Below are 25,700 nucleotides of genomic sequence, written 5' to 3' on the forward strand. Positions count from 1 at the left end.
CACTAACGTCCGCGGGCACGCCTTCGCTCCAGCAAGGCTGCACCCTGCAGAGAGGCGATGATCATGATGACGCCGATCACCACACGCCACTGTGGCACCTCATCGAAAAAGACGTAGCCAACAGCGGTGACGAAAACAATCGACAGATAACCGACCGGCGCCAGAATGCTGGCATCGGCCATGCGGTAGGCGCGCAGAAAGCAATATTGGCCAAGCTGGGCCAGCAGGCCGATCCCGAGGAGCGGCAGCCAGTCCAGCGGCAAGACAGGTTGCCATGTGACGATAGCCGGCACGGCGGTGATAACGGCAAGACCGACCGTGTAGAAGACCATCATCACTGTGGTGTTTTCGTCGCGCAGGGCTCGCGTCTGAATGATCGCCAGCGATCCGAACACAACCGTCACCAGAACGACCAGAATGTTCACGTCGAAGCCCGATGTTCCGGGTGCGACGATAAGCAACACTCCGGTAAAAGCCAGCCCCGCGCCGACCCAGCGGATACGACTCACCCTCTCATTCAGCATGATGACGGCCATCGCCATCGTCACCAGCGGGCGTGAAAAGCCGACGGCGTTGACCGTTGTGAGCGGTAACAGGGTAATCGCCAGAAAATTGCTGGTCAGCGCTACGGCGTTGCAGGAAATCCGCACGATGTTGCGCCACGGGTGACGGATACGCGTCATCTCGGCGCGGTGGTGCCAGATGAGCGGCAGGATGAACAGGAGGCCGATCATCGCGCGGATGAAGACAAGTTGAAAAGCGGGATAGGTCGCTCCTTGGGCCTTGACCAAGGCCGTCATGCCGCCGGACACCAGCGTCATGTCGATGAGCAGCCAGCCGACGGCGATACGGGCATTGGCAGCCTGCTCGCGCGCATCGTCGAGCGACCGCTCGGCGGTCATGCGGGCTGCACGAGGTTTGCCATGAGGCGGAAGGCGCCCGGCACGAGTTTGTCCATCTGGTGATGGAGCACAAGGCTTGTATGAGTATGGCGTCCGCGACCGATTACCGCCGAGAGCAATCCACCTTTCAAAGGCTGCTCGTCAGTGTCATGCATGGCCAGCAGCGGCTCGTAGGCATCGTCCCAGCGGGCCGCAAAATAAAGCCCGCGCTCCTTGTTCCAGCCCTGCCAATCCTGGGACCCGATGCTGTTTGGGCCGGCGAGCAATGGATGCTCGGGTGCAAGCACTGTGACTTCCGCCACAGGGTCGGTGACACGGAAACGCAGCGACGGCGATCCGATCTCGATGTGCCGTGGAGGAGTCTCCTGCGGATGCCAGCCGTCGCTTGGACGGTGATAGAGGGTGACCAGATGTCCGCCTTCCTCAACGAAACGATGCAGACGAGCGGTTGCCGCCGCAAGATCTTTGCGAATGCCGAAAGCAAAAATGCCGACGACGATTGTCGTGAAGCGTGAAAGGTCGCCCGCCAACGCCGCGGCGTCCATCTCGGTGACCTGAAGACCCATACGCGATAGCCACAGACCGATGCGGTCCGCACCGCCGCCCACATATCCGACGCGTGCTCCCTGCGGTAATTTCAGATCAAGGGACAGGATGCTCAGTGCCGCCGATTGTCGAAAGCTTGTTCGACCAATATGGCGGAACGCGATAGGCGTGACCCAGAAGGCCTCTAGGCCGCCAAGCTGTGGCAGGATCTCGGTGAGGCCCGGCTTCAGCGGTTTCGTGGCCGAAACCGTCCAACCGTCGTCGCCGGCCTTGAGGCTAAGGCCCGGCGGCACTCGAAAGGAGAGGGGGGCCTGAATACCGTCAATGCTTGCCTTGATTGACCATTCGGTCTGGTCACTCTGAAATGGAACCAGCAGGGTTTCCGGCGACATCGTCAGCGATTGCGCCGGTGAGATGGAAAAGGGTTCCTCAAGATCGAAGCTGCCGGAAACCGTGCGTCCTCCGATTGACGCAGAAATCCCAACATGGGCATGGCCGTTGCCGCCCATAGACGACCAGGACGGCAAATAGAGGTTCGACAGCGGCATCTCCGAGGCAGCCTCTAGGACAATGGACTGATCGTGATTCCCGTGCTGCGTGATAAAGGTCACCCCTTCCGGCAGGATCGGGACCACGTCGACCGCAGCCTCTGCAGCGCCCCGCCCGAGCGTGACGCTCAGAACGGCTGAACCGCCGGGCGCGATGCTGGAAGGACTGGCATAGGCTCGCTCGAAAATCTCGGCCACCTCCAGAAGCGCAGCATCGATCTGCCGCTGCTTGCGCGTGATCCTGTGTCGGTGCAGTGCCTGGAAAGCCTGCGGTGCCGAGGTGGAGACCAGGTCCAGTTGCTCTGCCGCCTCGACCAGGTGACGCGCGATCGTCTTGCGATCCGGGAAAGCTGCGATTGCTGCTCTGATGGCAGCATCTGCTGTCAGCAGCGCATTGGCGATTGTCGAGGACAGCGCGTCCCATTCGGCCAGTGTGGAAAGGGATGCCGGAATGTTGTCCAAGATGGACGTTTCCGTTTCGACCCGCTCAGCGGCCAGTTTCAAATGCAGCGGCCAGTTCGTCTTGGGGTTTTGCGGCCAATGTCCCATGCCCTGCGAGGCGTGATAATATCTCGACCATTCTCCAATCCGGTCGAATTCCACGCCGGTTGCCGGGTCGCGGTCAACGGCGCGCAGTGTGACCGTGGCATCCGGCGGAGGCACCTCGTCGTCGTAGGTGTCGCCACCGCCCGACCATGCCGGCAGATAGTATTTCGCGACCGTCCAGGGCGTTAGTCCCTGGCTGAAGTGCTCGGGGAAAGCCGATGGGTCGGCGGCGAGGGAGATCGCCGTTTCGGCTGCGCGCGTCATCGCACGATGATGACCGTGCTGACCCGGCACATCGAGGAAGGTCGGTACGACGATATCGGGGCGTTCCATGCGATAGGCGCGCACGAGCCGCTCCACGATACGCTGCTCGCCCCATCGGCCGAAGGTGGCGTTGCCATCCTTGGAAAAGCCGAAATCGTGGACGGGATCGTCCGGGCCATGCCCAAGCCAGAGGACGTCCGCATCAAGGACGCGCGCGGCCTCCTCGAGTTCGCGTGTGCGCAGCACGCCGAGCGCTCCCAACCGCTCGGGCCCCAAGGCATTCTGACCGCCTTCGCCCCGTGTCGAGCAGGCGATGATCACCCGTATGCCCAGGCCGAGACGCATGAAGGCAAGCATCCCGCTCTGCTCGTCATCCGGATGGGCGCCGGTGTTCATCATCGTGACAGTCGATGAGAGCCGGCTGAGCTTTCGATGAAGGCGCACCAGCGCCGGATCGTTCATCTGACGTTCTATGCGTTCGCGGGCGGTCAGCATGCAAATCTCCTCAGAATATCATGTGTGAACGTCACTTGAGGTCCGAAGCGACAGTTCGAGCTTCGGCGTTACCATGTCGAAAAGCGGCAGCGCGGCAGCGCCAAGAGCCGCGGTCAGTTGTCCGGTCTTGCCGCGCATGACACGCGGCAGGTCACGGGCTCTCCGGCTTGCGACAGATGTGGGGAGGGGGGCGAGACGGGCGATCACGTCATCGATGAGTGCATCGGGCAATGCGCCGCCCAGAATGACCGTTTGCGGATCAAGGATATTTTCCAGCATCGCCACCATCGGCGCAAGATAGGCGGCAGCGTCCTCGACCCATTCAACGATGGTGGGATGGGCTTGCGCATGCAGTCGTTCGAGGTCTTCGAAGCCGGTGTCAGCAATCCCGGCTGCGATGAGTTTTTGTTTCAGCGCATAGGTCGAGACATAGCCTTCCAGGCAGCCGAGTTGGCCGCAGGAGGGGCAAGGCCTTCCCCTCGGCACAACGGTCACATGACCGATCTCGCCTGCATTGCCGAAGGCGCCGCGATAGGGGGCGCCTTCCTGCATGATGCCAAGGCCGAGGCCAACGCCGAAGTAGAGCATGCAGAAGTTGGAAATCGACAATCCACTCCCGAAAAGCCGCTCACCGACTGCGGCCGCCGTGGCGTCGTTTTCAACGATGACCGTATGGCCGCACGCATCGCTGAGGGCCTGGGCGGTATAGTGGCCTGCCCATTCGGGCAGCGTCGTCGGGCCGACGGATGTCATGCCGTCGATCTCGAAAGGACCGGGCAGAACAACACCGGTCCCAAGAAGCTTTAATCCGACAGAGGTTCTGATCGCTTCAAACTCGTCCGCAAAGGTTTTCAGAATGTTGTCAGGCGTTCTGGCGGTCAGAGGGACAAATCGTTGCGCACGCAGCCGGCCGGACAGATCCAGGGCAAGGGTCACGATGTGATCGGCGGCAATCTCGACGCCAATGGTGACGCCGCCATCCGGATTGACAGCGAACTGGACCGGAGGCTGCCCGCGTCCGCTGCGCAAACGGCCCATTTCGATCAGCAGTCCTTCGCCGACCAGTTCATCGACGATGTTCGCGACGGCCTGCTGTGTCAGCTGGGTTTGCTTGGCAATATGCGCACGGCCGAGGCTTTCGTGCTGACGAACGATGTCCAGAACCACACGCCGGTTATGCTCGCGGCTACGCTCGGGGTTCTTTCCAATGGCCACGGGGTGGCTGCCGGTTGGATGCATCGTCATCGTTATATCCTCGCTCTGAATTCATAGCCGCCGAAACCCAAGGGCGGCAATACAATAATTCAAGTAAATTATCTTATTGACATCACGCCTGTGTCAGGAGACCGTAGCGCATGAACGACGGCTTGGATCAAGCACGCCGCCGTGGCCAGGGTGAGGAAACCTGGTGTGGATAAGTTCGCGCCACGCCCCCGCGTGGAGGACATAGGGAACAATCTCCCCAGACCGCAAAGCCGGCGGGGAAACTGGAGGTTCACATGCGCAAGGCAACTTTGTTCGCCGGTCTCGTCGCCGGATTCAGCACATTCGCATTCAATGCCGCCCAGGCGGTCGAAATCGAATACTGGCAGTACGTCTACGAGACGCGTGTCAAGGCGATGGACCAGCTGATCGCCGAATTCCAGAAAGCCAACCCCGACATCACGGTCAAACAGGTTACTTTCCCCTATGCAGACTATCAGACGCGGGTGATCGCCGCGAACATGTCGGGGAAGGGGCCTGACGTGATGCAGTTGTTCTACGGCTGGCTCGACAAGTTTACGACGGGCGGCATTCTGCAGCCGCTTCCGAAGGACACTTTCCCGCATGACAAGATCGAGAGCGAGTTCTTCCCCATTGTATCGGCGATGAAGCGTGGGAATGATTATTACGGCCTGCCGACAGCCGTGCGTTCGCTGGCGCTTTTCTATAACAAGAAGCTGTTCACGGAAGCCGGTCTTGACCCGAACAATCCACCGAAGACGCTCGACGAATTCGTGGCTGCTGCGCAAAAGATCGCCAAGCACGATGCGTCAGGCAACATTATGGTCGAAGGATCGACGCTGGACATGGGGGGGCAGGATCACCAGTGGTGGCGTGAAGTCTTGATCCGGCAGTTCGGCGGAGCGCCCTATACGGACGGCGATTCGAAGGTTGCCTATGACAGTGCCGCGGGCCTGAAGGCACTGAATTTCTACACGAGCTTGCAGCTGGAGAAAAAGATCGGTCAGGCCGGTTTCATGGACGAAGGCCAGGCAGCCTTTCGCGGCGGCAAGGCGGGAATGACCATTGACGGGACATTCCGGCTGGGCTCGTTCAAGACCATCAAGGATTTCGAGTGGGGCGTCACGGAACTTCCGGCGAATGCCGAAGGCGTCCGGTCAAACTATGCCAGCTATTTTGCCAACGGCATCAGTGCCAAGACCACCGGGCCGAAACTCGAAGCCGCGAAGAAATTCCTGACCTATATCTCGTCGCCGGAGGCCATGGATATCTGGCTGAAGACTGTGGGTGAGCTGCCGGCCAGACGCTCCGCAGCTCTGACGGAGGCCAATCTCAAGGATCCGATCTACGGGCCCTTCCTCAAGGGCCTCGACTACGCCCATACCACGATGTTCAAGGACGAGGCTGCCCAGCGCCAGAATGCGATCGACATGGTCAATCGCATTCTTCTGGAGAAACAGCCTGTTGAAGCATCCCTGAAGCAGGCCGCAGAGGCGGAGCAGGAGATCATCGACGCGGCCAAGCCGTAAGATCGGGAGCGGGTCATGGCGATGAACGAACAGCAGGGGACGGTGCAGGGCCGTCCCGGCGGGGCTTTCGGCGACCGCTTTTCCATGCAGACAAAGCGTCTTTTGTGGGTGTGGGGTTTTCTGGCTCTCCCGATCCTCTTCTATGCCGTGATCCGTTTTTATCCGACGGCACAGGCCTTCTATCTGTCCTTCACGAACTGGGATCTGCTGCGTCCGGCAAAACTGGTGGGTTTTGCCAATTACATCAAGCTATTCAAGGACCCGCAGTTCTGGAAGGTGTTCAAGAATACCTTTACCTATCTGATCGTGGGCACGCCGATCAGTCTGACGCTCGCCTTTGCGATCGCCTATTTCCTCGACCGTGTCCGCTTCATGCACAATTTCATCCGGGCGCTGTATTTCCTGCCATTTCTCACCACGGCTGCGGCGATGGCTTGGGTATGGCGCTGGTTCTATCAGCCGCCGCCGATCGGCGTGATCAATGATATCCTTGGCATGGTCGGCATTCCGCAGCAGCCCTTCATCCGCTCGACCGACCAGGCGCTTTTTTCCGTGATGGTGACGTCCATCTGGGCAGGTCTCGGTTTCCAGATCATCATCTTCATGGCGGGCCTGCGCGCCATTCCCTCCACCTTCTACGAGGCTGCGCGCATCGACGGCCTTGGGGAGCTTGCGATCCTACGCAAGATCACGCTGCCGCTCCTCAAACCCACGACCGTCTTCCTCGTGGTGTTTTCCTCCATCGGCTTCCTGCGCATTTTCGATCAGGTCTACAACATGACCACCAACGATCCCGGCGGCCCGCTCGGATCGACCAAGCCTCTGGTGCTGATGATCTACCAGACGGCATTCAACACTTATGCCATGGGGTATGCGGCGGCACAGACGGTGGTGCTGTTCACAATCCTCTTGATTGTCTCCCTCCTGCAGCTGTTCATCCTGAGGGAAAAGAAATGAGCGAAACGCCAGTTCTTCACCGCGCCAATATCCGCCCCGGCCGCATCATTGCCTGGACCCTCCTTTTTATCGGCGGCCTTATCATGATCTCGCCGATCGCCTTCATGTTCTCGACATCGCTGAAGACCGCCGATCAGGTCTATGACCTGCGGCTCATTCCGGCGGCTCCGACGCTTGCCAACTACATAAGCGTGCTGGCGGACGGTCGGTTCATCCGCTGGTTCTTCAATTCGACGGTGGTCGCGGTTGTCGTCACACTGTCGAACTGCTTCTTCGACAGTCTCGTGGGCTACACGCTTGCAAAATTCCAGTTTCGCGGCCGTCAGTTCGTTTTCATCGCAATCCTGTCGACGCTGATGATCCCGACCGAAATGCTGGTCATCCCCTGGTACCTGATGTCGAGCCAGCTCGGTTGGCTGGACAGCTACTGGGGCATCATGTTCCCCGGCATGATGACGGCTTTCGGCACGTTCCTGATGAAGCAGTTTTTTGAAACGGTGCCGAACGACTTCATTGAGGCTGCACGGGTCGATGGACTGAACGAGTTCCAGATCTGGTGGAAGGTTGCGATGCCGCTTGTGACGCCGGCACTCTCGGCGCTTGCCATCTTCACGTTCCTCGGAAACTGGACGGCGTTCTTCTGGCCGCTGATCGTCACCACCAGCAAGGAACTGTATACGCTGCCGGTCGGACTTTCGAGTTTTGCCGTGGAGCAATCCATCCAGTGGGAAATGATCATGACTGGGGCTGCGATCGCCACTCTTCCCACCCTTCTCGTCTTCCTGATTCTGCAGCGCTACATCGTCCGCGGTGTGATGCTGGCAGGCCTGAAAGGATAATGGCATGACTGACATCAACCCCCGCCTGTCCGACACCAGCCGGTTCCCTGATCCGGTCTATAAGGAAACGGTGCTTCGTCCGCTTTTCGATGGCGCCAAGAGCCACCATGTCGATGCCTTTCGCAAAATCGACCGGGCCCATCTCGTGATGCTCGTCGAGACCGGCATTCTCGGCACCGACATCGCCGGCAAAATCGCCGGTGCCCTCGACGCGATCGACAGAGACATCGACCCCGCTGCCCTCACTTACACCGGCGAGGTCGAAGACTTCTTCTTCTTGATCGAAAAGGAACTGAAGGCCCGCGTCGGGGTGGATGTTGCCGGACGGCTGCATACCGCGCGGTCGCGCAACGATATCGATCATACCCTGTTCAAGCTTGGCTTGAAGGAGCGGATCGATGCGCTGATGGTCAAGGCGCGCGCACTTCTTTCCGTCATGATCGATGTGGCCGACGCCCAAAAAGAGACGTTGATTGTCGCCTACACCCATGGCCAGCCGGCACAGCCGACGACTTTCGGTCATTATCTATCCGCGGCAATCGAAATTCTGATCCGCGACATCGAGCGGTTTGGCGAGGCCCGCAAGATCGTCGATCTATCGTCGATGGGGGCTGCCGCGATTACGACATCCGGCTTTCCCATCGACCGTGCCCGGGTGGCGCAATTGCTCGGCTTTTCCGCCGCACAGCGCAATTCCTATTCCTGCATCGCCGCAGCCGATTATATCACATCGACGTATTCCGCCATCGAGCTGATGTTCCTGCATCTGGGTCGGCTCATCCAGGATTTCCAGGTCTGGACGAGTTTTGAGGTCGGCCAGATCTATGTGCCGAACGCGCTGGTACAGATCTCCTCGATCATGCCGCAAAAGCGCAATCCGGTGCCGATCGAACATCTGCGCCATCTGGCCAGTCAGACCTTCGGGCGTGCCCGGGCCATGCTGGATGTCGTTCACAACACGCCGTTCACCGACATGAACGACAGCGAGGGTGAAACGCAGGGCATGGGCTACGAGGCCTTCGCATCGGCGTCACGGGTGCTTGACTTGATGGCGTCACTGATCGGCCAGATTAGCATCGACCCGCAACGGGTGGACCAGAACATTCGTCGCTCCTGCATCACCATCACCGAACTTGCCGATTCGCTGGTGCGCATCGAAGGCCTGTCCTTCCGCGAAGCCCATGAGATCGCAGCGGCAACGGCCAGGAGTGTCGTTGCAGCCGGAGGCGACCTTCCCAACCATGGCTTCGAACCATTCCGTGCGGCTTTCGCCCAGGCCGTCGGGCGGACACCGTCGATCGATCTCCAGGCGTTCCAGGAAATCGTATCGCCTGAGCATTTTGTTGCTGTGCGCAGCCGCTTTGGCGGGCCGGCACCGGAACCGATGCAGTCTGCACTTTCGAGCTACCGCGAGCAGCTTGCGGCCTTGGAGGCGCAGGCTGACGCGTTCACGGCACGGCAATCCGCCGCCGCCGCTGAACTGCAACAGAAATTCACGGCACTGACAGGAGCCCGCTGATGGCAAAGATCGAGCTTGAAAAGCTGGTAAAGCGCTACGGCAAAGTGGAGGCGGTCAAAGGGATCGACCTGTCGATCGCCGACGGGGAATTCGTCGTCTTCGTCGGCCCCTCTGGCTGCGGAAAATCGACAACCTTGCGCATGATCGCCGGCCTTGAAGAGATTTCCGCCGGCACGCTGAAGATCGGCAACGAGGTCGTCAATGAACGCGAGCCGAAGCAGCGCAATATCGCCATGGTGTTCCAGAACTACGCGATCTATCCGCACCTGAGCGTCCGCAAGAATATCGGCTTTGGCCTTTACACATCGAAGATGAGCAAAGCCGAAAAAGATGCGCGGATTGAGGAGGCTGGCCGTATCCTGGGTCTTGAGGCCTTTCTCGATCGCAGGCCGGCAGCCCTTTCGGGTGGCCAGCGTCAGCGTGTGGCCATCGGGCGGGCTATGGTCCGGGATCCGTCCGCCTTCCTGTTTGACGAGCCGCTTTCGAACCTCGATGCTCAGCTTCGCGCCCAGATGCGTATCGAGATCAAGCGGCTGCACCAGCGGCTGAAGACAACGACCGTCTACGTGACCCACGACCAGATCGAGGCCATGACGATGGCCGATCGGATTGTCGTGATGAAGGACGGTCGCATCCTGCAGGTCGGCACGCCTTCCGAACTCTACGAGAAACCGGTCGATGTGTTCACTGCGAAATTCATTGGTAGCCCATCCATGAACCTCATCGGTGGACGACGCAGCGGCGATACCATCGAAGCGGGAAGCGGTGGCGACATCCTGATCGGAATTAGACCGCACGACCTGACGGCCGATCAAGGCAATCCGGGTGCCCGGATCAGCCTGAGCGGCACGGTCACGGCCGTCGAGCCGCTCGGACCGGAAACGCTGGTCCATCTTGACGTTGCCGAGACGCCTGTCATCGCCACCGTGCGTGATAAACGGATACCGGAAGTCGGAACCTTGCTCACCTGCACGGCGCCGCCCGGTAGCCTTTACCTCTTCGATGCCCGGACAGAGACGTTCCTGGGTCGGTCATGACGGCATCGACGTGCACAGCTTCCGCGGTGCTCAGCATCGGACGGGTTTACTGCGACCTCATCTTCACCGGACTTGACGAGATGCCGGTGCTGGGGCGCGAGCTTTTTGCAGGCGGAATGGACATTGCGGCAGGAGGCGGCGCCTTCATCGCGGCTGCGCATGTTGCCCATCTTGGCCGCAAAGCAGCGCTCGTCGCTCGCCTGGGAACGGACGCGCTGTCTGTAGGTGTTCGTGACGAGATAGACAGCGCCGGCGTCGACCTGCGTTTTGCCGACTATGCTGCCGATGCCGGTCCTCAGGTGACGGTCGCGGCCGTCGTCGGCCAGGAGCGAGCGTTTCTGACACGTCGTGCCGGGGCGGTGTGCCCGACAACCCTTGAAGTCGCACTGAGTTGGGACGAAGCTCGCCACCTCCATATCGCGGAATATGCGACCCTGCACGAGATCCCCGATCTGGTTGTGCGTGCCAAGGCCAAGGGGCTGACTGTCTCGCTTGACCCAAGCTGGGATGCGAGCCTCATTTATGATCCAGCCCTGCTGAGCCGATGTGAGGGGATAGACGTGTTCCTGCCCAACCTTGAAGAGGCCGAAGCAATCACCGGCAGTCCCGATCCGGAAATGGCTTTGAGGATGCTGAAGAGCACATTCCCCATTGTTGTTCTGAAGGGTGGCGCTTCTGGTGCCTGGGCGGCGTCCGGTGACGCTCTTCTTCACGTTCCGGCAAAACCGGTGTCTGTTGTCGATACAACGGGTGCAGGAGATGCGTTCAATGCGGGCTTCTTGAACGAGTGGCTTGAAAAAAGTCCCATCTCGGATTGCCTTTCGGCGGGTATCGATGCCGGCAGTCTCGCCGTTCAGACGGCGGGGGGAGCGACGGCACTGCCAAAACGCCAACCAGGAAGGTGACGTGCCGGATGACAGCGGATTGGAGCGCCTTCGGTGTAAGCGGTCGTGTTCGCGATGGCCTGCTGCCGGTTTTTCGGATCCCGAGTTCGGCTAATCACACCTTGTTTTCAAATTCCATAGGGCTGGCCAGCGGAGGGATATGGGAAACGGGTGCCGCTTCTCGCTTGCTTCACCAGAAGCAGATGTTGGCCCTGGTCAGCGGTTAACGAAACTTCAGCACGCTTGCCAGCCTTTTCGTCCAAATCCTCCGGCAAGTTCGGTCCTTTGAGGAGCTAGGGGGCAGGTATCCTCGTAGCCGCCGCGTTGGCCGATTGCCGATGTCACAATAAGTCACTTCACGAAGAGCTGGCGGGGGAAATTCGTTAACCTCTCGTAGCCTGTGTCGGTGATGACGATCGTTTCGGACATGCCGAAGCCGCGTGCCAGCACATAGGTGTGAAAGGTCTGGCCCGCTTCGAAGACCCAACTGCTACCCGATGCCGCTTCGAGAGGTTCGCCACCATTCGGCTGCAGAAGCAGGCCGACGGAATAGAATGTCTTGTTGGTGTAGGTGTCGCGTAGCCCTGCCGAGAGAACGCCATCGCGATAGATGGCATCCGGAACAGCCGCGGAAACACCCGGTTTCACCTCCCGCAGCGCGGCGTCCTGAATGGCGATCAGCTTTTCGACAACGCGGTGGTCGTCGTCCTCAATCGGCGCGATCCGGATGGGGCGCATGAAGCGCGCATGGTAGTGCTTGACGTTGGGCGTGGTCTCGATCTGGACGATATCACCGGCTTCCAGCACGCGATCGGAATAGCCGCCATGCAGGTGGAAGGCGCGTTCACCCGAAGACATGACGCCCGGCCCTGGCAGGTCCGACCCCGCGCGGATCATCGCGGCGCAAATTTCCGCCGCCATCTCCCGTTCGCTGACGCCAACGGCAGCGCTGTCGATCGCCGCTTGCATGCCGGCCTCGGCTGCTTTCGCCGCGCGACGCTGATAGGCGATTTCGGAGGGAGATTTTATCAGCCGCATCTGCGGCGTCATCAGGCTTTCGTCCTGCCATTCAATGCCGGGCAGGGCACTTTTCAGATAGTCGTATCGACCGGCGGAAAGCGGCCATGCGGAAAGTTCGATCCCGAGCTTCACTCTGCTGCCGATGCGGCTCTCGATGGCGCCGGCGGCGACCTTCATTCGATCGTCGCTGTCGGTCCACATCACACGGTCGTGGAAGACGCAGGTGCTGTCGAGATAGTATTCCTCGACATCGCGGCAGAACATGGTCGGTTCGCCATCTGCGGGAATGATGGCAAATTGCAGCGTTCCATAGGCACGCGTGAAATAGCCCGTCAGCCAGGTGACGGTTTCCGGCAGGAATGCAATCAACCCGTCGAGCTGCTTTTCCTTCAGCGAAGCCTGAACACGGGCAAGGCGGGAGAGGAATTCCTGGCGTTCGAACCAATAGGCGGGCGTGACCATCGTCCTTTGTTCCTTTGCGAGATTTTGCTGTCAGCCGTTGTGAACGCGTTCGGCAAAGCGGGTGAGCATGGTCTTGGCTTCCGCAGCTTCGTGAGCCTGGGCCTTGAGGTCGTCGATCGTGGCGCCGTCCTGCTCCATTCGCGCGCGATTTTCCTCAAACCACGCAATCGCCTGCGCTTTTGTTACTTCCGGGTGGCCCTGGATGCCCCAGATTTCCTTGTCCCGGTAGCGCCAGATCTGATTGGGACAATCGTCGGAATAGGCAAGGGTCGTCATGTCGGGATGATCGGCCTTCACTTCGTCATTGTGCCAGACGAACATGTAGGCGCTGTCGACGAGATCACGGCACAGCGGGTCGCTCTTTCCAGCCTCGGTGAGCGGCAGATCCTTGTAGCCGATTTCGCAATAGGAGCGGCGAAACACCTGATCGCGTCCGCAGAGCGCTGAAGCCAGGATCTGGCTGCCGAAACAGATGCCCAGCATCGGGATGTCCATCTCTGCCGCCTCGCGGATCAGGTCGTGTTCGCGCAGGATGAAGGGGAGATCTTCATAGGCTCCGTGCGGGCTGCCGGACAGGAAAATACCGTCATAGCCCTTCAGCGACGAGGGGAACTGGCCGCCATAGGCCCAGTAGCGGTCGACCTGCAGGCCCCAGGCCTCGAACCTGTCATCGAGTTTGGCGACGGACTGAAGCTTGCGTCCATTGCCGAGAAAAAGAAGGCGTCCCACCATGTGATTTCATCCGGTTCAGTCTTTGAACACCATTGGTATGCCAATGGTGTTCAGGACGCAATCGGATTGTCAGGATAATTTTTGCCGCTGTTGGCCACCCGCTTTCACGTCGGCATCAGGTGCATTTGCGACACGATCTGCACCCGCCATCCGGCTTTGGCGCCCCGCTCGGTCGCGCGATCAGCGACCCCGGGCGAGGGGCATTATGCTCGGGCCTTCAAGATCTCAACTGGAGGGGAGAGGCAAAGCGCTGAGACGAGCCTCGCCGCCTCGGCAAAATCCGCGATGTCCATCTGTTCATCCGGGTTGTGGCTGCCATTGGCATTGCGAATGAAGACCATTCCGGTCGGAACGCCGGCATCGGCGAAGACCGCTGCGTCATGTCCGGCGCCGCAAGCCATCACATGGGCGGGAATGCCGTCTTCTGCTGCGAAGCCGGAAAGGGCATCGACGAGCGACCTGTCCATGCTGGCAGGTTTGCTGTCAGTCAGGCGACCCAGCTCGAACCTCACCTTGTGGCTGGCTTCGATGCGGGCGACAGCGTCGAGCAGGATTTTATGCACGCATTTTAAAGTTTCGGCCTCCTGACTGCGGACGTCGAGCGAGAAGCTCAACCGGCCGGCGATCTTGCTGAAGGCGGCTTCGGATGCATCCGTTGCAAACTGGCCGAAGGTGACCACCAGATCGGCGCCATCCTCGGCAAGCTGTTCCCAGGCCGTGTCCAGATCCATGACGAGGGCTGCCGCAGCCTTGACGGCGTCGGAGCGATACTCTCGCGGGGTTGCGCCGGAATGGGCGTAGACGCCCAGGCATTTTGCGTCGCGATACCGGAATGATCCGCGGATGCCGGTGACGATGCCGACCGGCTGGTTGCGTTCGATCAGAACCGGACCCTGTTCGATATGCGCCTCCAGGAACATCGCGATGTCGGACGGATCAAGAAACGATTTGCCGGACCGCAGAAAGGCGGTGTCTCCGCCTGCCGCGTCAATCGCCGCGCCGAGAGAGATCTGGTCGGACGAGCGCTTGACCTCATCGAGTTCTCTGTCTGTGAGTAGGCCGAAGGCGGCGCGGCTGCCGATATAGGAGGCGCCGAACCAGGTGCTTTCCTCTGCCCGGATCGCCATCAGCGTGATGTCCCGCGGGGGTCTTACACCGGCGCGGACATAGCCGGAGATGACCGCAAGGCCGAGAAGGACACCGGCGGCGCCGTCGAAATTGCCGCCCATGGGAACGGAGTCGAGATGCGATCCGATGAAGATGGCAGGGCCAGTCTCGCGGCCCTTGAGGGTCATATAGAGGTTGCAGCCGGGGTCCGTCCGGACCTCCAGGCCGAGTTTGTGGGCTTCGCGGCGCATCATGTCATGGGCAATCTGTTCGCCAAGACCATAGGAGGTGCGGGTGATGCCGCGGTTGGTGCCAGTGCGCCGCCTAAGCTCATCGAACAGGCGCTCCGCAAGGCCGATATCGACGGGTGGCCGGTTGCCGCCTTCCGGGGCGGAGCATGCGCGCTCGCTTTGAATGGTCATGAGCGGGACAGTCTCCGGATGATGCTTTCGCGGACGCCGCCGAGATGCTGCCGCATGGCTGCTGCCGCGTCCTCGCCCCGTCCGTCCTTCAGCGCATCGATGATGACGAGATGTTCCCGGCAGGTCGCTTCGAGCCGTTCGGGCACGCTGCGCAGGTCAAAAATCTGGGTTTGGCGGCGAAGCGTCTTGATGATCTGGGCCAGTTGCTGGTTGCCGGCGGCTTCGCCGATGCCGCCGTGAAGCCTGTCGTCCACGTCCCGGACAATGCTGCGGTCGGGCTTGGAGCCGGGCTGTGAGGCACTTTCCAGAAGAGAGGCCAGGATCGCCGCAAGTTCGTCCAGTTCCTCCCGTGCCATGCGCCCCGCAGCCAGCCGTGCAGCCTCCGGTTCCAGAAGGGCGCGGATCTGCAGGGCATCCATGTAATCTTCGATCCGCATCTGCTTGACCTGCAGGCCACGGCTGCCCTGACGGATCAGCAGCCCTTCGCCTTCCAGCATCAGCAAGGCGTCCCTGATCGGTGTCCGGGACATGTTGAGCGTGTCGGCGAGCCGTCGCTCGGTAATCATCACACCCGGTTCCGCCTGGCCTGTCAGGATCAGGTTGAGGATCTGTTCATAGGCCTGCAGGGCCAGTCTCTTATCGGTTTCGATCAGCATCGTCTTCTGCATTCCTCCCGCACGGTACGGCCTCACCGCCGGATTGAAGTCTGGTGCCACAGACACGGGCGGTTGTCATCCCACTGCTTCGTTGCTGCGCCCGGAGCAGGCGCAGAAGGCCACCTGTCCTTCGTGACAGCGCCAAATTATTTGTATTCCGATGGTTGACGACTGGTATACCAAACTCTAGGGTGATGCAACAGCCGGCTTTTGAGTTTGCCTTGAAAGGAAGTGCCGTGACGTTTCCCATCAGCCCCAGCCTGCCCTTTACGCGGGAAGAACACATGCAGCGCCAGGCGCGTCTTCGAGCCGAGCTGGCAGCGCGCGGCGTCGAGGCCATGCTGGTTTTCGCGCAGGAGAGCATGTACTGGCTGACCGGCTATGATACCGGCGGCTACGTCTACTATCAGTGCCTCGTGGTGCCGACGGACGGCCGTGCGCCGGTGCTTCTGACGCGCAGGCCGGATCTGGTTCAGGCCCGCCAGACGAGCATTATCGAGGATATCCGGATCTGGTGGGATGCCGAGGACGCCAATCCTGCAGCCGATCTCAAGGTCATTCTGGAAGAACTTGGGCTTGGCGGCAAGAAGATTGCCATCGAGCTGAATACCCATGGCCTGACCGGCTGGAACCTCTACCGCACCCAGCAGACGATTGGGGATTGGTGCCAGCTGGAAGATGATCGTCACCTGATCCGCTGGCTGCGCCTGGTGAAATCGCCGGCGGAGATCGACTATACCCGCAAAGCCGCCCGCATTCTGGATGACTCGCTTAAGGCAGTGATCGCCGCTGCGCGTCCGGGCATCCTGGACAGCGACCTGAAGGCCGTCTACCTGACGACCATCCTCGGCCAGGGCGCCGACATGCCGCCGAATGCACCGCTCTTCAATTCCGGCCCGCGCGCGGTCTATGGGCGTGGCGTCTCGGACCCGCGCCGGCTGGAGGCCCAGGACCAGATCCTGGTCGAATATCCGGTTGCCTACCGACGCTACAACGTGAAGACCGAATGGACGATCCTGTTCGGCCGCGTCTCGGATGCGCATCGCAAGATGTACGATGTCGGTATGGAGACGCTGCACAGGATGACGCACATCGCGCGTCCGGGCACCACGCTTGGCGAGATCTTCGATGTCTATGCCGACGGGCTCGACAAGGGTGGCTACAAACGCGCCCGCTATGGCGCGACCGGCTATTCGGTCGGCTGCACCTTTGCGCCGACCAGCATGGACGTGCCGCCGATGATCTATTCCGGCAACCCGACGATCTGCCAGCCGGGCATGACGCTGTTTTATCACGTGATGAACGGTGATGCCGATACAGGGCTTGCCATGGGTGTCGGGCACACGCTGCTCATCACCGAGGGCGCCCCGGAGGTTCTGACCGGTCTGCCGGATGAATTGACGGTGATCGGCTGAGAATGAATGAAATCGGTCGGGACAATCACAAAAACAATGCCGCCCGGCCCAATGTCGAACCAAATCTCAAGAGGGCGAAATGACGACTTTTATGATTACCCGCCGCACCATGGTGATGGGCCTTGCTGCGACCGCGCTGCTTCCCGGCATCGATGTTGCTGACGCTCTGGCTGCCGAAACCCCGAAGGCCGGCGGCACGCTGAAGATCAGCCATTCCACGCGCATCGCGACGCTCAACGTACTGAACTGCTCGGGGCCGGCCGAATATCCGGTCGTGGACATGCTCTATTCCGGCCTGACCCGCATGAGCCCGGAAAACAAGGCTATTCCGGATCTCGCCGAGCGCTGGGAAACCAGCGCCGATGCCAAGACCTTCACCTATTTCCTGCGCAAGGGCCTCACCTTCCATGATGGCACGCCTTGCACCGCAGACGATGTGGTTGCGACCTTTACCGCGATCCTCGACAAGAATGTGCCCGCCGCGGCCCGCTCGGTTCTCAACATGATCGACAAGGTCGAGGCTGTCGATCCGACGACCGTCAAATTCTCTCTGAAGATACCGTTCGCCGATCTGCCGATTTCCACGGCGCATGCGAACGCCCGCATCGTATCAAAGGCTGCCCTGTCCGGCCCGAAGGAAAAGCTGGATACAACCGCCAACGGCACCGGCCCCTTCAAGCTGGAGACCTATGACAGCGCCCGCATGGTTCGCCTCGTCAAGAACGAAAACTACTACCAGAAGGGCAAGCCATATCTCGATGCGGTTGAAATGCATCTGTTCCCGGATCTCGCTGCCGAGAGCGCGAATTTCCTCAATGGCTCGATGGACGTGATGCTCACGGTGCAGCAGGCCGACTTCGAGCGCATTTCCAAGGCGACCGGCATCAAGGCTAAGCGTATTCCGTCGGGCCGTTTCGTCAACATCACCATGCGTCAGGACCAGAAGCCCTTCGATGATGTGCGCGTGCGAAAGGCGCTTGCCATGTCGATCGATCGCCCGACCCTCGTCGACATCGTTCTGGAAGGACTGGGCCGCCCGGCCTACGACAATCTGGTATCTCCGGAATTCCAGTACGCGATCAAAACCCCCGAAATCCAGTATGATCCTGCTGCCGCCAAGAAGCTGCTCGCGGAGGCAGGCTATCCGCAGGGGATCAAGATCAAGCTTGTCGCCTCGAACCGTCCGGCAATCCGCGCCCAGGTCGCCGTCGCGGTCAAGGAGATGGCCAAGGCCGGCGGCTTCGACATCGAGGTCGAGACCATGTCGCACGACACCTATCTCGCCAATGTGTGGATGAAGGGTCAGTTCTACATGGGCTACTGGGGCATGCAGGCCACCGAGGATGCGACCTTCAACCTGCTGCTCACCTCCAATGCCTCTTACGAGGACACAGCCTGGAAGAACAAGGATTTCGACAAGCTTGTCGAGGACGCCCGCGCGACGACCGACGACGCCAAGCGTCGCGACCTCTATGCCAAGGCGCAGGAACTGCAGCTGAAGGACACGCCCTATATCGTGCCGATCTTCGAGGATGTTTTGACCGCAAGCGGCAAGGGTGCGGAAGGTTGGACGATCGCGCCGCTGTCCCGCTACTTCTATGTCGAGAACGTCTGGCTGAACAAGGCCTGACCTCATGACCTGGGGCTATCTGATCCGGCGATTGCTGGCCATCATCCTGGTGCTGGCGATCGTGACATTTGCCGTCTTTGCCATCACCACGGTCCTGCCGGGGAACGCGGCCATCATGATCCTCGGTGAATATGCGACGCCGGATGCTGTCGCGGCACTGGAGAGACAGCTTCATCTCGATCAGCCCTGGTATGTGCGGTACTTCGCCTGGATTTCCGGCATTCTGCTGCACGGCGATTTTGGCACCTCGTTGCGCCTGTCTCTGCCTGTTTCCCAGGTGGTCGGCGAGGCTTTCGTCAATTCGGCCCTGCTCGCCGTGACCGCGCTCGTCGCGGTCACGCTGATCGCCATCCCGCTCGGCGCGCTTGCCGCTCTCAAACGCGGGACCGCGATAGACCTGTTCATCGGTCTCTTCTCCTATCTGGGGACGGCACTTCCCGAATTCGTCACCGCGACGCTGCTGCTTGTCTTTCTTGCGGCGCCGAACAGGGGGCCGTTTCCGGCGGGCGGCTTCGTCGCTCCCTGGGAAGACATGGCCGGTTTCGCATGGCATATCGTGCTGCCGGCCGGTACCCTCGGCCTCATCCTGCTGGCCCACGTCTCCCGCCAGGTGCGATCGGAAATGTCGGAGGTTTTGTCTTCCGATTATGTTCGCGCTGCCCGCCTGAAGGGGCTTCCGGAACGGCGGGTCATCCGCCGGCATGCGCTGCCGAATTCCCTGGCGCCGGCCGTCGCGGTCATCTCGCTCGACATCGGCTATCTCCTGGGCGGCATTATCGTGGTGGAGGAGATATTTGCATGGCCCGGGCTCGGTCGCGTGCTGATGTACGCGCTTGAGAACCGAGACCTGCCGGTGATCCAGGCGGTCACCCTGCTTCTCGCCGGGGTCTATGCCGTGTCCAATCTTGTCTCGGACATTGTGATCGCCCTCCTCGATCCGAGGGTCCGCTATGCGTAAGTTCTTCTCATCCCCGACGGCTCTGGTCGGCAGTGTCCTGCTCGCCATCGTGCTCTTTGCGGCCCTGTTCGGCCCGTTGATCGCACCCTACGATCCGCAGGAGTTTCATCCGGTTGCCCGTCTTCAGGGGCCGTCTGCCACCTATCTTCTCGGCACCGACCAGTTTGGTCGTGATCTCCTGTCGCGCATCCTGCACGGCGCGCCTGCGACCGTCGCCTTCGGGCTTTTCGCAACCATGATCGGGGTCTGCCTCGGCGCCCTGATCGGCGTCATTGCCGGCGTATCCGGCGGCTGGGTGGATTCCACGATCATGCGCATCCTCGACGGTCTGCTTGCGGTGCCGGACCTGCTCTTCACATTGTTGATCGTCACCGTGCTCGGCGGCGGCATGCAGCATGCGCTTCTCGCCGTGGCGATTGCCTTTACCCCCGGCATGGCGCGCATCGCGCGCAGTGCGGTTCTGTCGGTACGCACCCGTGATTACGTGCTGGCAGCCATGGCCCGGGGAGAGTCGAGCCTCTACATCATCGGCTGCGAAGTCCTGCCCAACGCCTTGTCGCCGATCGTGGTCGAAGCCACGATCCGTATTTCCTTCGCCATCATGATCGGCGCCACCCTCGGCTTTCTCGGCCTCGGCGCCCAACCGCCCAGCACCGAATGGGGACTGATGGTCGCGGAGGCGCGTCAGTTCATGTTTCGAAACCCTTGGTGCGTCGCCATTCCAGGGCTTTCCATTGCCATGGCGGCGCTTGGCTTCAACCTGTTCGGCGACGCCCTGCGTGACGCCCTCGACCCGAGGAAAAGCCATTGAGCGCTGTACAGATGTCCGGCATGGCCGCGCCGAACGACAGTCCGGCACTGTCCATCCGCAACTATTCGCTGTCCTATCGCACCGACAATGGCCTTGTCGCGGCGCTGAAGATGATCGACCTGACCATCAACAAGGGCCGAACGGTCGGCCTTGTGGGTGAATCCGGTTCGGGCAAGTCGTCAATGGCCTGGTCGGTGATGCGCTATCTGCCGCCCAATGCGGTCGAGGAGGGAGGCGCGATCCGTCTCGCCGGCGAGGAAATTCTGGATTACACGCCCCGCCAGATGGCAGATATCCGCGGTCGCCGGATCGCGATGGTGTTCCAGGACCCGTCGACCTCGCTCAATCCGACCATGAGAATTGGCGAACAGATTGCGGAAGTGCTGATGCGCCACCGCGGCCTGACGAAGACCGAGGCCTATGCCTATGCGGAGGCGGCGCTGGCGCGGACCGGGATCACGCGACCCAAGGAAATGCTGCAGCGTTACCCGCACGAGGCATCCGGTGGCGAAAAGCAGCGTGTGGTCATTGCGACGGCTTTCGCCTGCGAGCCGGAACTGATCATCTTCGACGAACCGACGACGGCGCTCGATATCCTCACGGCGCGACAGATCCTCGACCTGTTCACGAGACTGCGGGAGGAAACCAATGTCTCGGCGCTTTATATTTCGCACGATCTGGGCCTTGTCTCGCGCGTGGTGGATGAGGTCTCGGTGCTCCACAGGGGCGTGATCGTTGAAAGCGGTCCGGTGGAGCAGGTCTTCCGACGCCCGAAGGCGGACTATACGCGCCAGTTGATCAACGCCGTTCCGAAACCGGATCGCTGGATCGGCGTCGAGCCGCCGGCCGTTCCTGAAACCTTGATGAGGTTGAACGGGCTCGGCGTCCGTTATGGCGCACCGGGCAGGCTTCAGCAGTTTCTGTGGCCGAAAGATGCACAGACCGCCGGCTTCTGGGCTGCGAAGGACGTCAGCATCGACATTCGCAAAGGTGAGTTGCTTGGCGTCGTCGGAGAATCCGGCTCCGGCAAATCCACCATTGCCAAGGCCATGGCCGGTCTACAGGCGTTTGACGGGAAACTGGAATTCGACGGCCGGACGTTTGCGAAACGCCAGGAGATCGACCGCAGCTATCGCCGCCGCGTGCAACTGGTCTTCCAGCATCCCGATGCATCGCTCAACCCGCGCCAGCGGGTGGGCACGATTATCGGCCGCCCCCTGAAACTCTATGGCATCGTGCCGGCAGACGGGGTGACGCAGCGCGTCGGTGATCTGCTCGAAATGGTGCGCCTGCCGAGGGACTATGCCAACCGTTACCCGCACCAGCTTTCCGGCGGCGAAAAGCAGCGCGTTGCCATCGCCCGCGCCTTCGCCGCAGAGCCGGACCTGGTGATTTGCGACGAGGTGACGGCAGCGCTTGATGTGTCCGTGCAGGCGGCAGTGGCCGATCTTCTGGTCAAGCTGCAGAAGGACACGGGCACGGCCTGCGTCTTCATCACCCACGACCTCAACCTGGTCCGCCAGCTCGCGCACCGCATTGCCGTCATGCATCAGGGCAGGCTGGTTGATTTCTTCGACGGCCCGGATGCCCGGTCGAGTGATCGCGTAGCCTATACGAAGGCACTTCTCGATGCGGTCCCTGTTCCTGCTGAAACGGAGCCGGCGGTGACCATCGATGTCTGATCTGGAGCAAGCCATGATAACCCCCATTGAACTCGCCGGCCGGATCGATCGCAAGGCGTGCCTCGATATCCTCGCCGACATGGTTCGGCACAAGAGCTATTCCGAAACGCCAGGTGAGCGGGTGTTGGCCGAACATATGGTGGCGCTCATGCGGGGCATGGGGCTGGAGGTTGAGCTCCAACCCGTCGTGGGCGATCGCGTCAATGCGATCGGGATCTGGCGTGGCACCGGCGGCGGGCCGAGCCTCTTGTTCAACGGTCATCTCGATACCAACCCGGTCACCGAAGGCTGGACCGTCGATCCCTGGGGCGGTGTCGTCGATGACGACTTCATCTATGGCATCGGCGTTTCCAACATGAAGGCGGGCGACGCCTCGTCGCTCTGCGCGGTCAAAACGCTGATCGACAACGGCATCCGGCTGAAGGGCGATGTGATCCTGACCTATGTCATCGGCGAGCTTCAGGGCGGCATCGGCACGCTGCAGGCGGTGCGGGCCGGCACCCGCGCCGATTATTTCATCAATTCCGAGCCCTCCGATCTGCAGGCGATCACCATGCATGCGGCGGCCTTCACCTTCATAATCGAGATCGAGGGCGTCACCCGGCATCTCTCCAAGCGCGAGGCCGCCGTCGATGCCATCCGGGCCGCCTGTGAGCTTATTCCCGAACTCAGTGAAATGACCTTCTCGGACGCGCCGACCGATGAACATCGGCAGGTCAACCGGGTGCATGTAGGCGTCATTCACGGCGCGCTCGGCCGCGATCTGCACGAATGGCGTCCGCCCCAGGTGGCGGATTTCGTTCGCCTGAAGGGGTCTGGCCGTTACGGGCCGGGGCAGAGCCGCGACAATGCGCTTGCCGATATTCAGAGGGTACTCGATGGCCTTTGCCATCGTTATCCCGGGCTGAAGGCCAAAGTCTTTGCAGAGACCACCGAGGATCAACCGACCATGCCTGCCTTTGCCGTGGATCGGCACGCACGTATCGTCACGTCGATCAATGCCGCCTACGAGGCGGTACGCGGCGAAAAACAACCGACCGGCGCAATCGCGCCTCCGGCCTATTTCGGCACGGATGCCGGCCATCTGTGGGCGGAAGGCGGCATGCAAGGTGTCGTGTGTGGTCCAGGCGGGCGCTATAACACGATGCCGGACGAGCGGGTCGATATCGCCGATTATCTGGACATGATCCGCATCTATCTCATCACCATGACCGACATCTGCGAGATCGCATGACCCTCTCCGTTCCGAAGGAATTTACCGGCCGCACATCCTCCGGCCGTGATGTGCTTCTGAAATTCGAGCAAGCCGAATTTGCCGCCCGGCTCACCGCCACCCGCCGCCGCATGCGCGAACGGGGGCTCGATGCGCTGGTCGTCTTTGCGCAGGAAAGTCATTACTGGCTGACCAGCTATGACACGGCCGGCTATGTGTTCTTCCAGGCGGGATTGCTGCTTGCCGATGATGGCAGCGATACGGTGCTGCTCACCCGCACGCCGGATCTGCGGCAGGCGACGGTCGCCTCGCTCTACGACGATATCCGCGTCTGGCTGAATGCCGAGGATGCCAATCCGGCCGTGGATCTGCGCGCGATCATGGCCGAGAAAGGTCTTGCCGGCAAAAAGGTCGGGGTTGAATATGCCACCTATGGCCTGACCGGTGCCAATTCCCGCATGGTCGACAAGGCACTGGATGGATTTTGCGTGACCGAAGATGCGTCCGACATCGTTCGCACCGGCCGTCTGGTGAAATCCTCGGCGGAATTGGAATACGTGCGCATCGCAGGAAAGCTTGCCGACGACGCTGTTCGCGCGGCGATCGATGGTACCCGCGCCGGCATTCCGGATGCCGCGCTGTCCGGGGCAGCCCTCACCTCCATGCTGGCCAATGGGGGAGACATTCCCTCCGGCGGCCCGCTGGTGAATTCGGGATCGCGCGCGCTCTATGGCCGCGGCATCGGTGGGCCGCGCCTGATCGAGGAGCAGGATCAAATCCTTGTCGAACTCGCCGGTTCGTATTGCCGCTACCATGTCGTCATCGAACATACGCTGGTGACGGGCACGCCTGACCCGCGCCAGTTGGAGATGCTCAAGGTGGCCGGGGAGGCGCTTGATCAGATCAAGGATGCGGCGCGGGCAGGGGTGGCCCTCGGCACGCTCGACGATATCCACCGGCGGGTGCTCGACGAGGCCGGCTTCGCAAAGGCCCGTTACGCGGCTTGCGGTTACGCGCTCGGCTGCACGTTCAAGCCGACATGGATGGACGTGCCTCCGATGATCTATTCCGGCAATCCGCTGATCATGACGCCCGGCATGGTGTTTTTCGTCCACATCATGATACCGGACGCCACGACAGGCCTGGTGGCCGGCGTCGGGCAGACCTTTGCAATCACCGAGGGAGCGCCAGAGGTGTTCAGCGAACTGCCGGTCGAGATCTATCGCTGCTGATACGTCTACCGGACACGTAGCCTTGACTGGTCCAGAGACAGACTTGCAGCCCGCAGGGGAATCTCCATCGACTTGTGGCCCGGCGGTCGCTCTCGGCCGCCGATCCGTCAAACCACGATCGGGGTCGATGCTCCATCCATGCCGATGATAACTCCCGTCACGTAGCTTGCCTTGGACGAACTGAGGAACGTGACGACGTTGGCGATTTCTTCTGCCGTTGCCATGCGACCGAAGGGGATTCGCTGAACCATCTTCTCCAAAGCCGCTTGTTCGCTGATGCCGTGCAGGGCCGCTTCCGCTTTCAAGCCTTCGGTGACCCGTTCCGTCTCGGTGCTGCCGGGATTGATGCCGACGACGCGCACGCCGCTTGCGGCATAGGCATTCGCCAGGCCGACCGTCGCCAGCATCAGCGCCGAATTCGCGGCTCCGCCGGGAAGGTGGATCGGCGAGGCGACCTTTCCGCCGCCGCCAATGACGTTGACGATCACGCCCGTCCCGCGGGCCGCCATCCGTTTGACGACGGGATCGATGACGTTGATATAGGAGAAATATTTGGCATCCATCGCCGCGCGCCAGTGCGCCGGGCTCAGATCCTGCGGTGGAGTGCGTCGTGCGGCACCCGCGCAGTTGACGAGAATGTCTATCGGTCCCACCGCTGCTTCCGCCTGATCGACAAGCCCCAGCGCCTCCTCCTCCGAGGTGAGGTCGGCGGCAAACCCGATGGCGCCGGGGAGGGTTGTCAGCGCGCGGTCGATGTTGGCCTGCGAGCGCGAGCAGATAACGACCCTGGCGCCTTCGGCCAACAAGGATTGCGCGCATGCAAACCCGATGCCCTTGGAGCCGCCGGTGACCACAACCGTCTTGCCGGCCAGATCAAGCTGCATGGCTATTCTCCTCAAATGTGCGATCCGTGATCAGATTCAAATAGGCCCGTCGTGTTGCGGGTACAAGGGAATGGTTGGCCAAGGCCATTGCGGCGGCGGTCCAAAGGTTCAGGGTTTTCCCATCATTCCGCCGCCAGCAAACCGGGCGGGGCAGAGACAGCGATCGGTCGCGAACTTTCCCGATAC

General features: G+C 61.1%; 21 protein-coding genes. 13 read left to right on the top strand and 8 right to left on the bottom strand.

From position 1 onward, the window contains the following. Window positions 1–2: 2 nt before the first annotated feature. Genes ACEXP3_RS21595 through ACEXP3_RS21605 form a run of 3 tightly spaced genes read right to left on the bottom strand, consistent with a single transcriptional unit; the run spans window position 3 to window position 4,546 of the window. Window positions 3–902, bottom strand: a complete 900-nt coding sequence (locus ACEXP3_RS21595; protein WP_377299256.1) for a DMT family transporter — start codon at window positions 900–902, stop codon at window positions 3–5. Next, window positions 899–3,301 (bottom strand): PIG-L family deacetylase, encoded by a 2,403-nt coding sequence (locus ACEXP3_RS21600; RefSeq protein WP_377299258.1) that lies wholly within the window; start codon window positions 3,299–3,301, stop codon window positions 899–901. Before ACEXP3_RS21600 ends, ACEXP3_RS21595 begins: the two co-directional genes overlap by 4 nt. An 18-nt stretch (window positions 3,302–3,319) precedes the next feature. Further along, window positions 3,320–4,546, bottom strand: coding sequence for an ROK family protein (locus tag ACEXP3_RS21605; protein ID WP_377299260.1), 1,227 nt, complete (start codon window positions 4,544–4,546; stop codon window positions 3,320–3,322). A 254-nt stretch (window positions 4,547–4,800) separates the two neighbouring features. Here ACEXP3_RS21605 and ACEXP3_RS21610 point away from each other — a divergent pair, with 254 nt between their 5' ends. The 6 genes from ACEXP3_RS21610 to ACEXP3_RS21635 are packed head-to-tail and all read left to right on the top strand — an operon-like array spanning window position 4,801 to window position 11,311. After that, complete coding sequence (locus ACEXP3_RS21610) at window positions 4,801–6,054, top strand: sugar ABC transporter substrate-binding protein (protein WP_377299262.1); 1,254 nt, start codon at window positions 4,801–4,803, stop codon at window positions 6,052–6,054. 15 nt (window positions 6,055–6,069) lie between these two features. Continuing rightward, the gene (locus ACEXP3_RS21615; protein WP_377299264.1) at window positions 6,070–7,011 is read left to right on the top strand and encodes a carbohydrate ABC transporter permease; all 942 of its coding nucleotides are present in this window, start codon (window positions 6,070–6,072) and stop codon (window positions 7,009–7,011) included. Beyond that, window positions 7,008–7,850: a carbohydrate ABC transporter permease gene (locus ACEXP3_RS21620; RefSeq protein ID WP_377299266.1), complete on the top strand. Its 843-nt coding sequence runs from the start codon at window positions 7,008–7,010 to the stop codon at window positions 7,848–7,850. Before ACEXP3_RS21615 ends, ACEXP3_RS21620 begins: the two co-directional genes overlap by 4 nt. A 4-nt stretch (window positions 7,851–7,854) precedes the next feature. After that, window positions 7,855–9,369, top strand: a complete 1,515-nt coding sequence (gene argH / locus ACEXP3_RS21625) for an argininosuccinate lyase (protein ID WP_377299268.1) — start codon at window positions 7,855–7,857, stop codon at window positions 9,367–9,369. Continuing rightward, window positions 9,369–10,406, top strand: a complete 1,038-nt coding sequence (locus ACEXP3_RS21630) for an ABC transporter ATP-binding protein (protein WP_377299270.1) — start codon at window positions 9,369–9,371, stop codon at window positions 10,404–10,406. Before argH ends, ACEXP3_RS21630 begins: the two co-directional genes overlap by 1 nt. Then, window positions 10,403–11,311, top strand: coding sequence for a carbohydrate kinase family protein (locus ACEXP3_RS21635; RefSeq protein WP_377299272.1), 909 nt, complete (start codon window positions 10,403–10,405; stop codon window positions 11,309–11,311). Before ACEXP3_RS21630 ends, ACEXP3_RS21635 begins: the two co-directional genes overlap by 4 nt. A gap of 330 nt (window positions 11,312–11,641) precedes the next feature. Here the strand turns inward: ACEXP3_RS21635 and ACEXP3_RS21640 are convergent, their stop codons facing one another. The 4 genes from ACEXP3_RS21640 to ACEXP3_RS21655 all read right to left on the bottom strand — a co-directional run bounded on the left by ACEXP3_RS21640 (window position 11,642) and on the right by ACEXP3_RS21655 (window position 15,689). Next, window positions 11,642–12,772, bottom strand: a complete 1,131-nt coding sequence (locus ACEXP3_RS21640; protein ID WP_377299274.1) for a M24 family metallopeptidase — start codon at window positions 12,770–12,772, stop codon at window positions 11,642–11,644. 30 nt (window positions 12,773–12,802) lie between these two features. Continuing rightward, window positions 12,803–13,504 carry a type 1 glutamine amidotransferase gene (locus ACEXP3_RS21645; protein WP_377299276.1) on the bottom strand — a complete coding sequence of 234 codons (702 nt, stop codon included), beginning with the start codon at window positions 13,502–13,504 and terminating at the stop codon, window positions 12,803–12,805. 203 nt (window positions 13,505–13,707) lie between these two features. Further along, on the bottom strand, window positions 13,708–15,033 hold the full coding sequence (locus ACEXP3_RS21650) for a hydantoinase/carbamoylase family amidase (protein ID WP_377299278.1): 1,326 nt from the start codon (window positions 15,031–15,033) through the stop codon (window positions 13,708–13,710). After that, complete coding sequence (locus tag ACEXP3_RS21655) at window positions 15,030–15,689, bottom strand: GntR family transcriptional regulator (protein WP_377299280.1); 660 nt, start codon at window positions 15,687–15,689, stop codon at window positions 15,030–15,032. Before ACEXP3_RS21655 ends, ACEXP3_RS21650 begins: the two co-directional genes overlap by 4 nt. A gap of 236 nt (window positions 15,690–15,925) precedes the next feature. Here ACEXP3_RS21655 and ACEXP3_RS21660 point away from each other — a divergent pair, with 236 nt between their 5' ends. The 7 genes from ACEXP3_RS21660 (at window position 15,926) to ACEXP3_RS21690 (ending at window position 24,630) form a co-directional block, all read left to right on the top strand. After that, window positions 15,926–17,104, top strand: a complete 1,179-nt coding sequence (locus tag ACEXP3_RS21660; RefSeq protein ID WP_377299282.1) for a M24 family metallopeptidase — start codon at window positions 15,926–15,928, stop codon at window positions 17,102–17,104. A 79-nt stretch (window positions 17,105–17,183) separates the two neighbouring features. Then, complete coding sequence (locus ACEXP3_RS21665) at window positions 17,184–18,734, top strand: ABC transporter substrate-binding protein (protein WP_377299284.1); 1,551 nt, start codon at window positions 17,184–17,186, stop codon at window positions 18,732–18,734. Between the two features lie 4 nt (window positions 18,735–18,738). Further along, on the top strand, window positions 18,739–19,692 hold the full coding sequence (locus ACEXP3_RS21670; protein WP_377299286.1) for an ABC transporter permease: 954 nt from the start codon (window positions 18,739–18,741) through the stop codon (window positions 19,690–19,692). Continuing rightward, a complete protein-coding gene (locus ACEXP3_RS21675) occupies window positions 19,685–20,503 on the top strand; it encodes an ABC transporter permease (protein ID WP_377299288.1) in 819 nt (272 codons plus the stop codon). Before ACEXP3_RS21670 ends, ACEXP3_RS21675 begins: the two co-directional genes overlap by 8 nt. Window positions 20,504–20,523: 20 nt before the next feature. Further along, window positions 20,524–22,185: a nickel ABC transporter ATP-binding protein NikE gene (gene nikE, locus ACEXP3_RS21680; protein WP_377299318.1), complete on the top strand. Its 1,662-nt coding sequence runs from the start codon at window positions 20,524–20,526 to the stop codon at window positions 22,183–22,185. A gap of 13 nt (window positions 22,186–22,198) precedes the next feature. Next, on the top strand, window positions 22,199–23,419 hold the full coding sequence (locus ACEXP3_RS21685; RefSeq protein WP_377299290.1) for a M20 family metallopeptidase: 1,221 nt from the start codon (window positions 22,199–22,201) through the stop codon (window positions 23,417–23,419). Continuing rightward, the gene (locus ACEXP3_RS21690; RefSeq protein WP_377299292.1) at window positions 23,416–24,630 is read left to right on the top strand and encodes a M24 family metallopeptidase; all 1,215 of its coding nucleotides are present in this window, start codon (window positions 23,416–23,418) and stop codon (window positions 24,628–24,630) included. Before ACEXP3_RS21685 ends, ACEXP3_RS21690 begins: the two co-directional genes overlap by 4 nt. A gap of 107 nt (window positions 24,631–24,737) precedes the next feature. Here ACEXP3_RS21690 and ACEXP3_RS21695 read toward each other — a convergent pair whose 3' ends face one another. Next, on the bottom strand, window positions 24,738–25,514 hold the full coding sequence (locus ACEXP3_RS21695; protein ID WP_377299294.1) for an SDR family oxidoreductase: 777 nt from the start codon (window positions 25,512–25,514) through the stop codon (window positions 24,738–24,740). Window positions 25,515–25,700 lie beyond the last annotated feature (186 nt).

Origin of the sequence: Neorhizobium fuzhouense (assembly GCF_042611105.1) — a bacterium.
Taxonomy (GTDB): Bacteria; Pseudomonadota; Alphaproteobacteria; order Rhizobiales; family Rhizobiaceae; genus Neorhizobium; species Neorhizobium galegae_A.

What these genes read in the sequence shown, in the direction of transcription:
- ACEXP3_RS21675 (WP_377299288.1), top strand. Translation starts at nt 19,685, where the DNA reads ATGCGTAAGTTCTTCTCATCCCCGACGGCTCTGGTCGGCAGTGTCCTG.
- nikE (WP_377299318.1), top strand. Translation starts at nt 20,524, where the DNA reads ATGGCCGCGCCGAACGACAGTCCGGCACTGTCCATCCGCAACTATTCG.
- ACEXP3_RS21615 (WP_377299264.1), top strand. Translation starts at nt 6,070, where the DNA reads ATGGCGATGAACGAACAGCAGGGGACGGTGCAGGGCCGTCCCGGCGGG.
- ACEXP3_RS21640 (WP_377299274.1), bottom strand. Translation starts at nt 12,772, where the DNA reads ATGGTCACGCCCGCCTATTGGTTCGAACGCCAGGAATTCCTCTCCCGC.
- ACEXP3_RS21610 (WP_377299262.1), top strand. Translation starts at nt 4,801, where the DNA reads ATGCGCAAGGCAACTTTGTTCGCCGGTCTCGTCGCCGGATTCAGCACA.
- ACEXP3_RS21645 (WP_377299276.1), bottom strand. Translation starts at nt 13,504, where the DNA reads ATGGTGGGACGCCTTCTTTTTCTCGGCAATGGACGCAAGCTTCAGTCC.
- ACEXP3_RS21595 (WP_377299256.1), bottom strand. Translation starts at nt 902, where the DNA reads ATGACCGCCGAGCGGTCGCTCGACGATGCGCGCGAGCAGGCTGCCAAT.
- ACEXP3_RS21690 (WP_377299292.1), top strand. Translation starts at nt 23,416, where the DNA reads ATGACCCTCTCCGTTCCGAAGGAATTTACCGGCCGCACATCCTCCGGC.
- ACEXP3_RS21605 (WP_377299260.1), bottom strand. Translation starts at nt 4,546, where the DNA reads ATGACGATGCATCCAACCGGCAGCCACCCCGTGGCCATTGGAAAGAAC.
- ACEXP3_RS21685 (WP_377299290.1), top strand. Translation starts at nt 22,199, where the DNA reads ATGATAACCCCCATTGAACTCGCCGGCCGGATCGATCGCAAGGCGTGC.
- ACEXP3_RS21635 (WP_377299272.1), top strand. Translation starts at nt 10,403, where the DNA reads ATGACGGCATCGACGTGCACAGCTTCCGCGGTGCTCAGCATCGGACGG.
- ACEXP3_RS21670 (WP_377299286.1), top strand. Translation starts at nt 18,739, where the DNA reads ATGACCTGGGGCTATCTGATCCGGCGATTGCTGGCCATCATCCTGGTG.
- ACEXP3_RS21695 (WP_377299294.1), bottom strand. Translation starts at nt 25,514, where the DNA reads ATGCAGCTTGATCTGGCCGGCAAGACGGTTGTGGTCACCGGCGGCTCC.
- ACEXP3_RS21620 (WP_377299266.1), top strand. Translation starts at nt 7,008, where the DNA reads ATGAGCGAAACGCCAGTTCTTCACCGCGCCAATATCCGCCCCGGCCGC.
- ACEXP3_RS21665 (WP_377299284.1), top strand. Translation starts at nt 17,184, where the DNA reads ATGACGACTTTTATGATTACCCGCCGCACCATGGTGATGGGCCTTGCT.
- ACEXP3_RS21600 (WP_377299258.1), bottom strand. Translation starts at nt 3,301, where the DNA reads ATGCTGACCGCCCGCGAACGCATAGAACGTCAGATGAACGATCCGGCG.
- argH (WP_377299268.1), top strand. Translation starts at nt 7,855, where the DNA reads ATGACTGACATCAACCCCCGCCTGTCCGACACCAGCCGGTTCCCTGAT.
- ACEXP3_RS21650 (WP_377299278.1), bottom strand. Translation starts at nt 15,033, where the DNA reads ATGACCATTCAAAGCGAGCGCGCATGCTCCGCCCCGGAAGGCGGCAAC.
- ACEXP3_RS21630 (WP_377299270.1), top strand. Translation starts at nt 9,369, where the DNA reads ATGGCAAAGATCGAGCTTGAAAAGCTGGTAAAGCGCTACGGCAAAGTG.
- ACEXP3_RS21655 (WP_377299280.1), bottom strand. Translation starts at nt 15,689, where the DNA reads ATGCTGATCGAAACCGATAAGAGACTGGCCCTGCAGGCCTATGAACAG.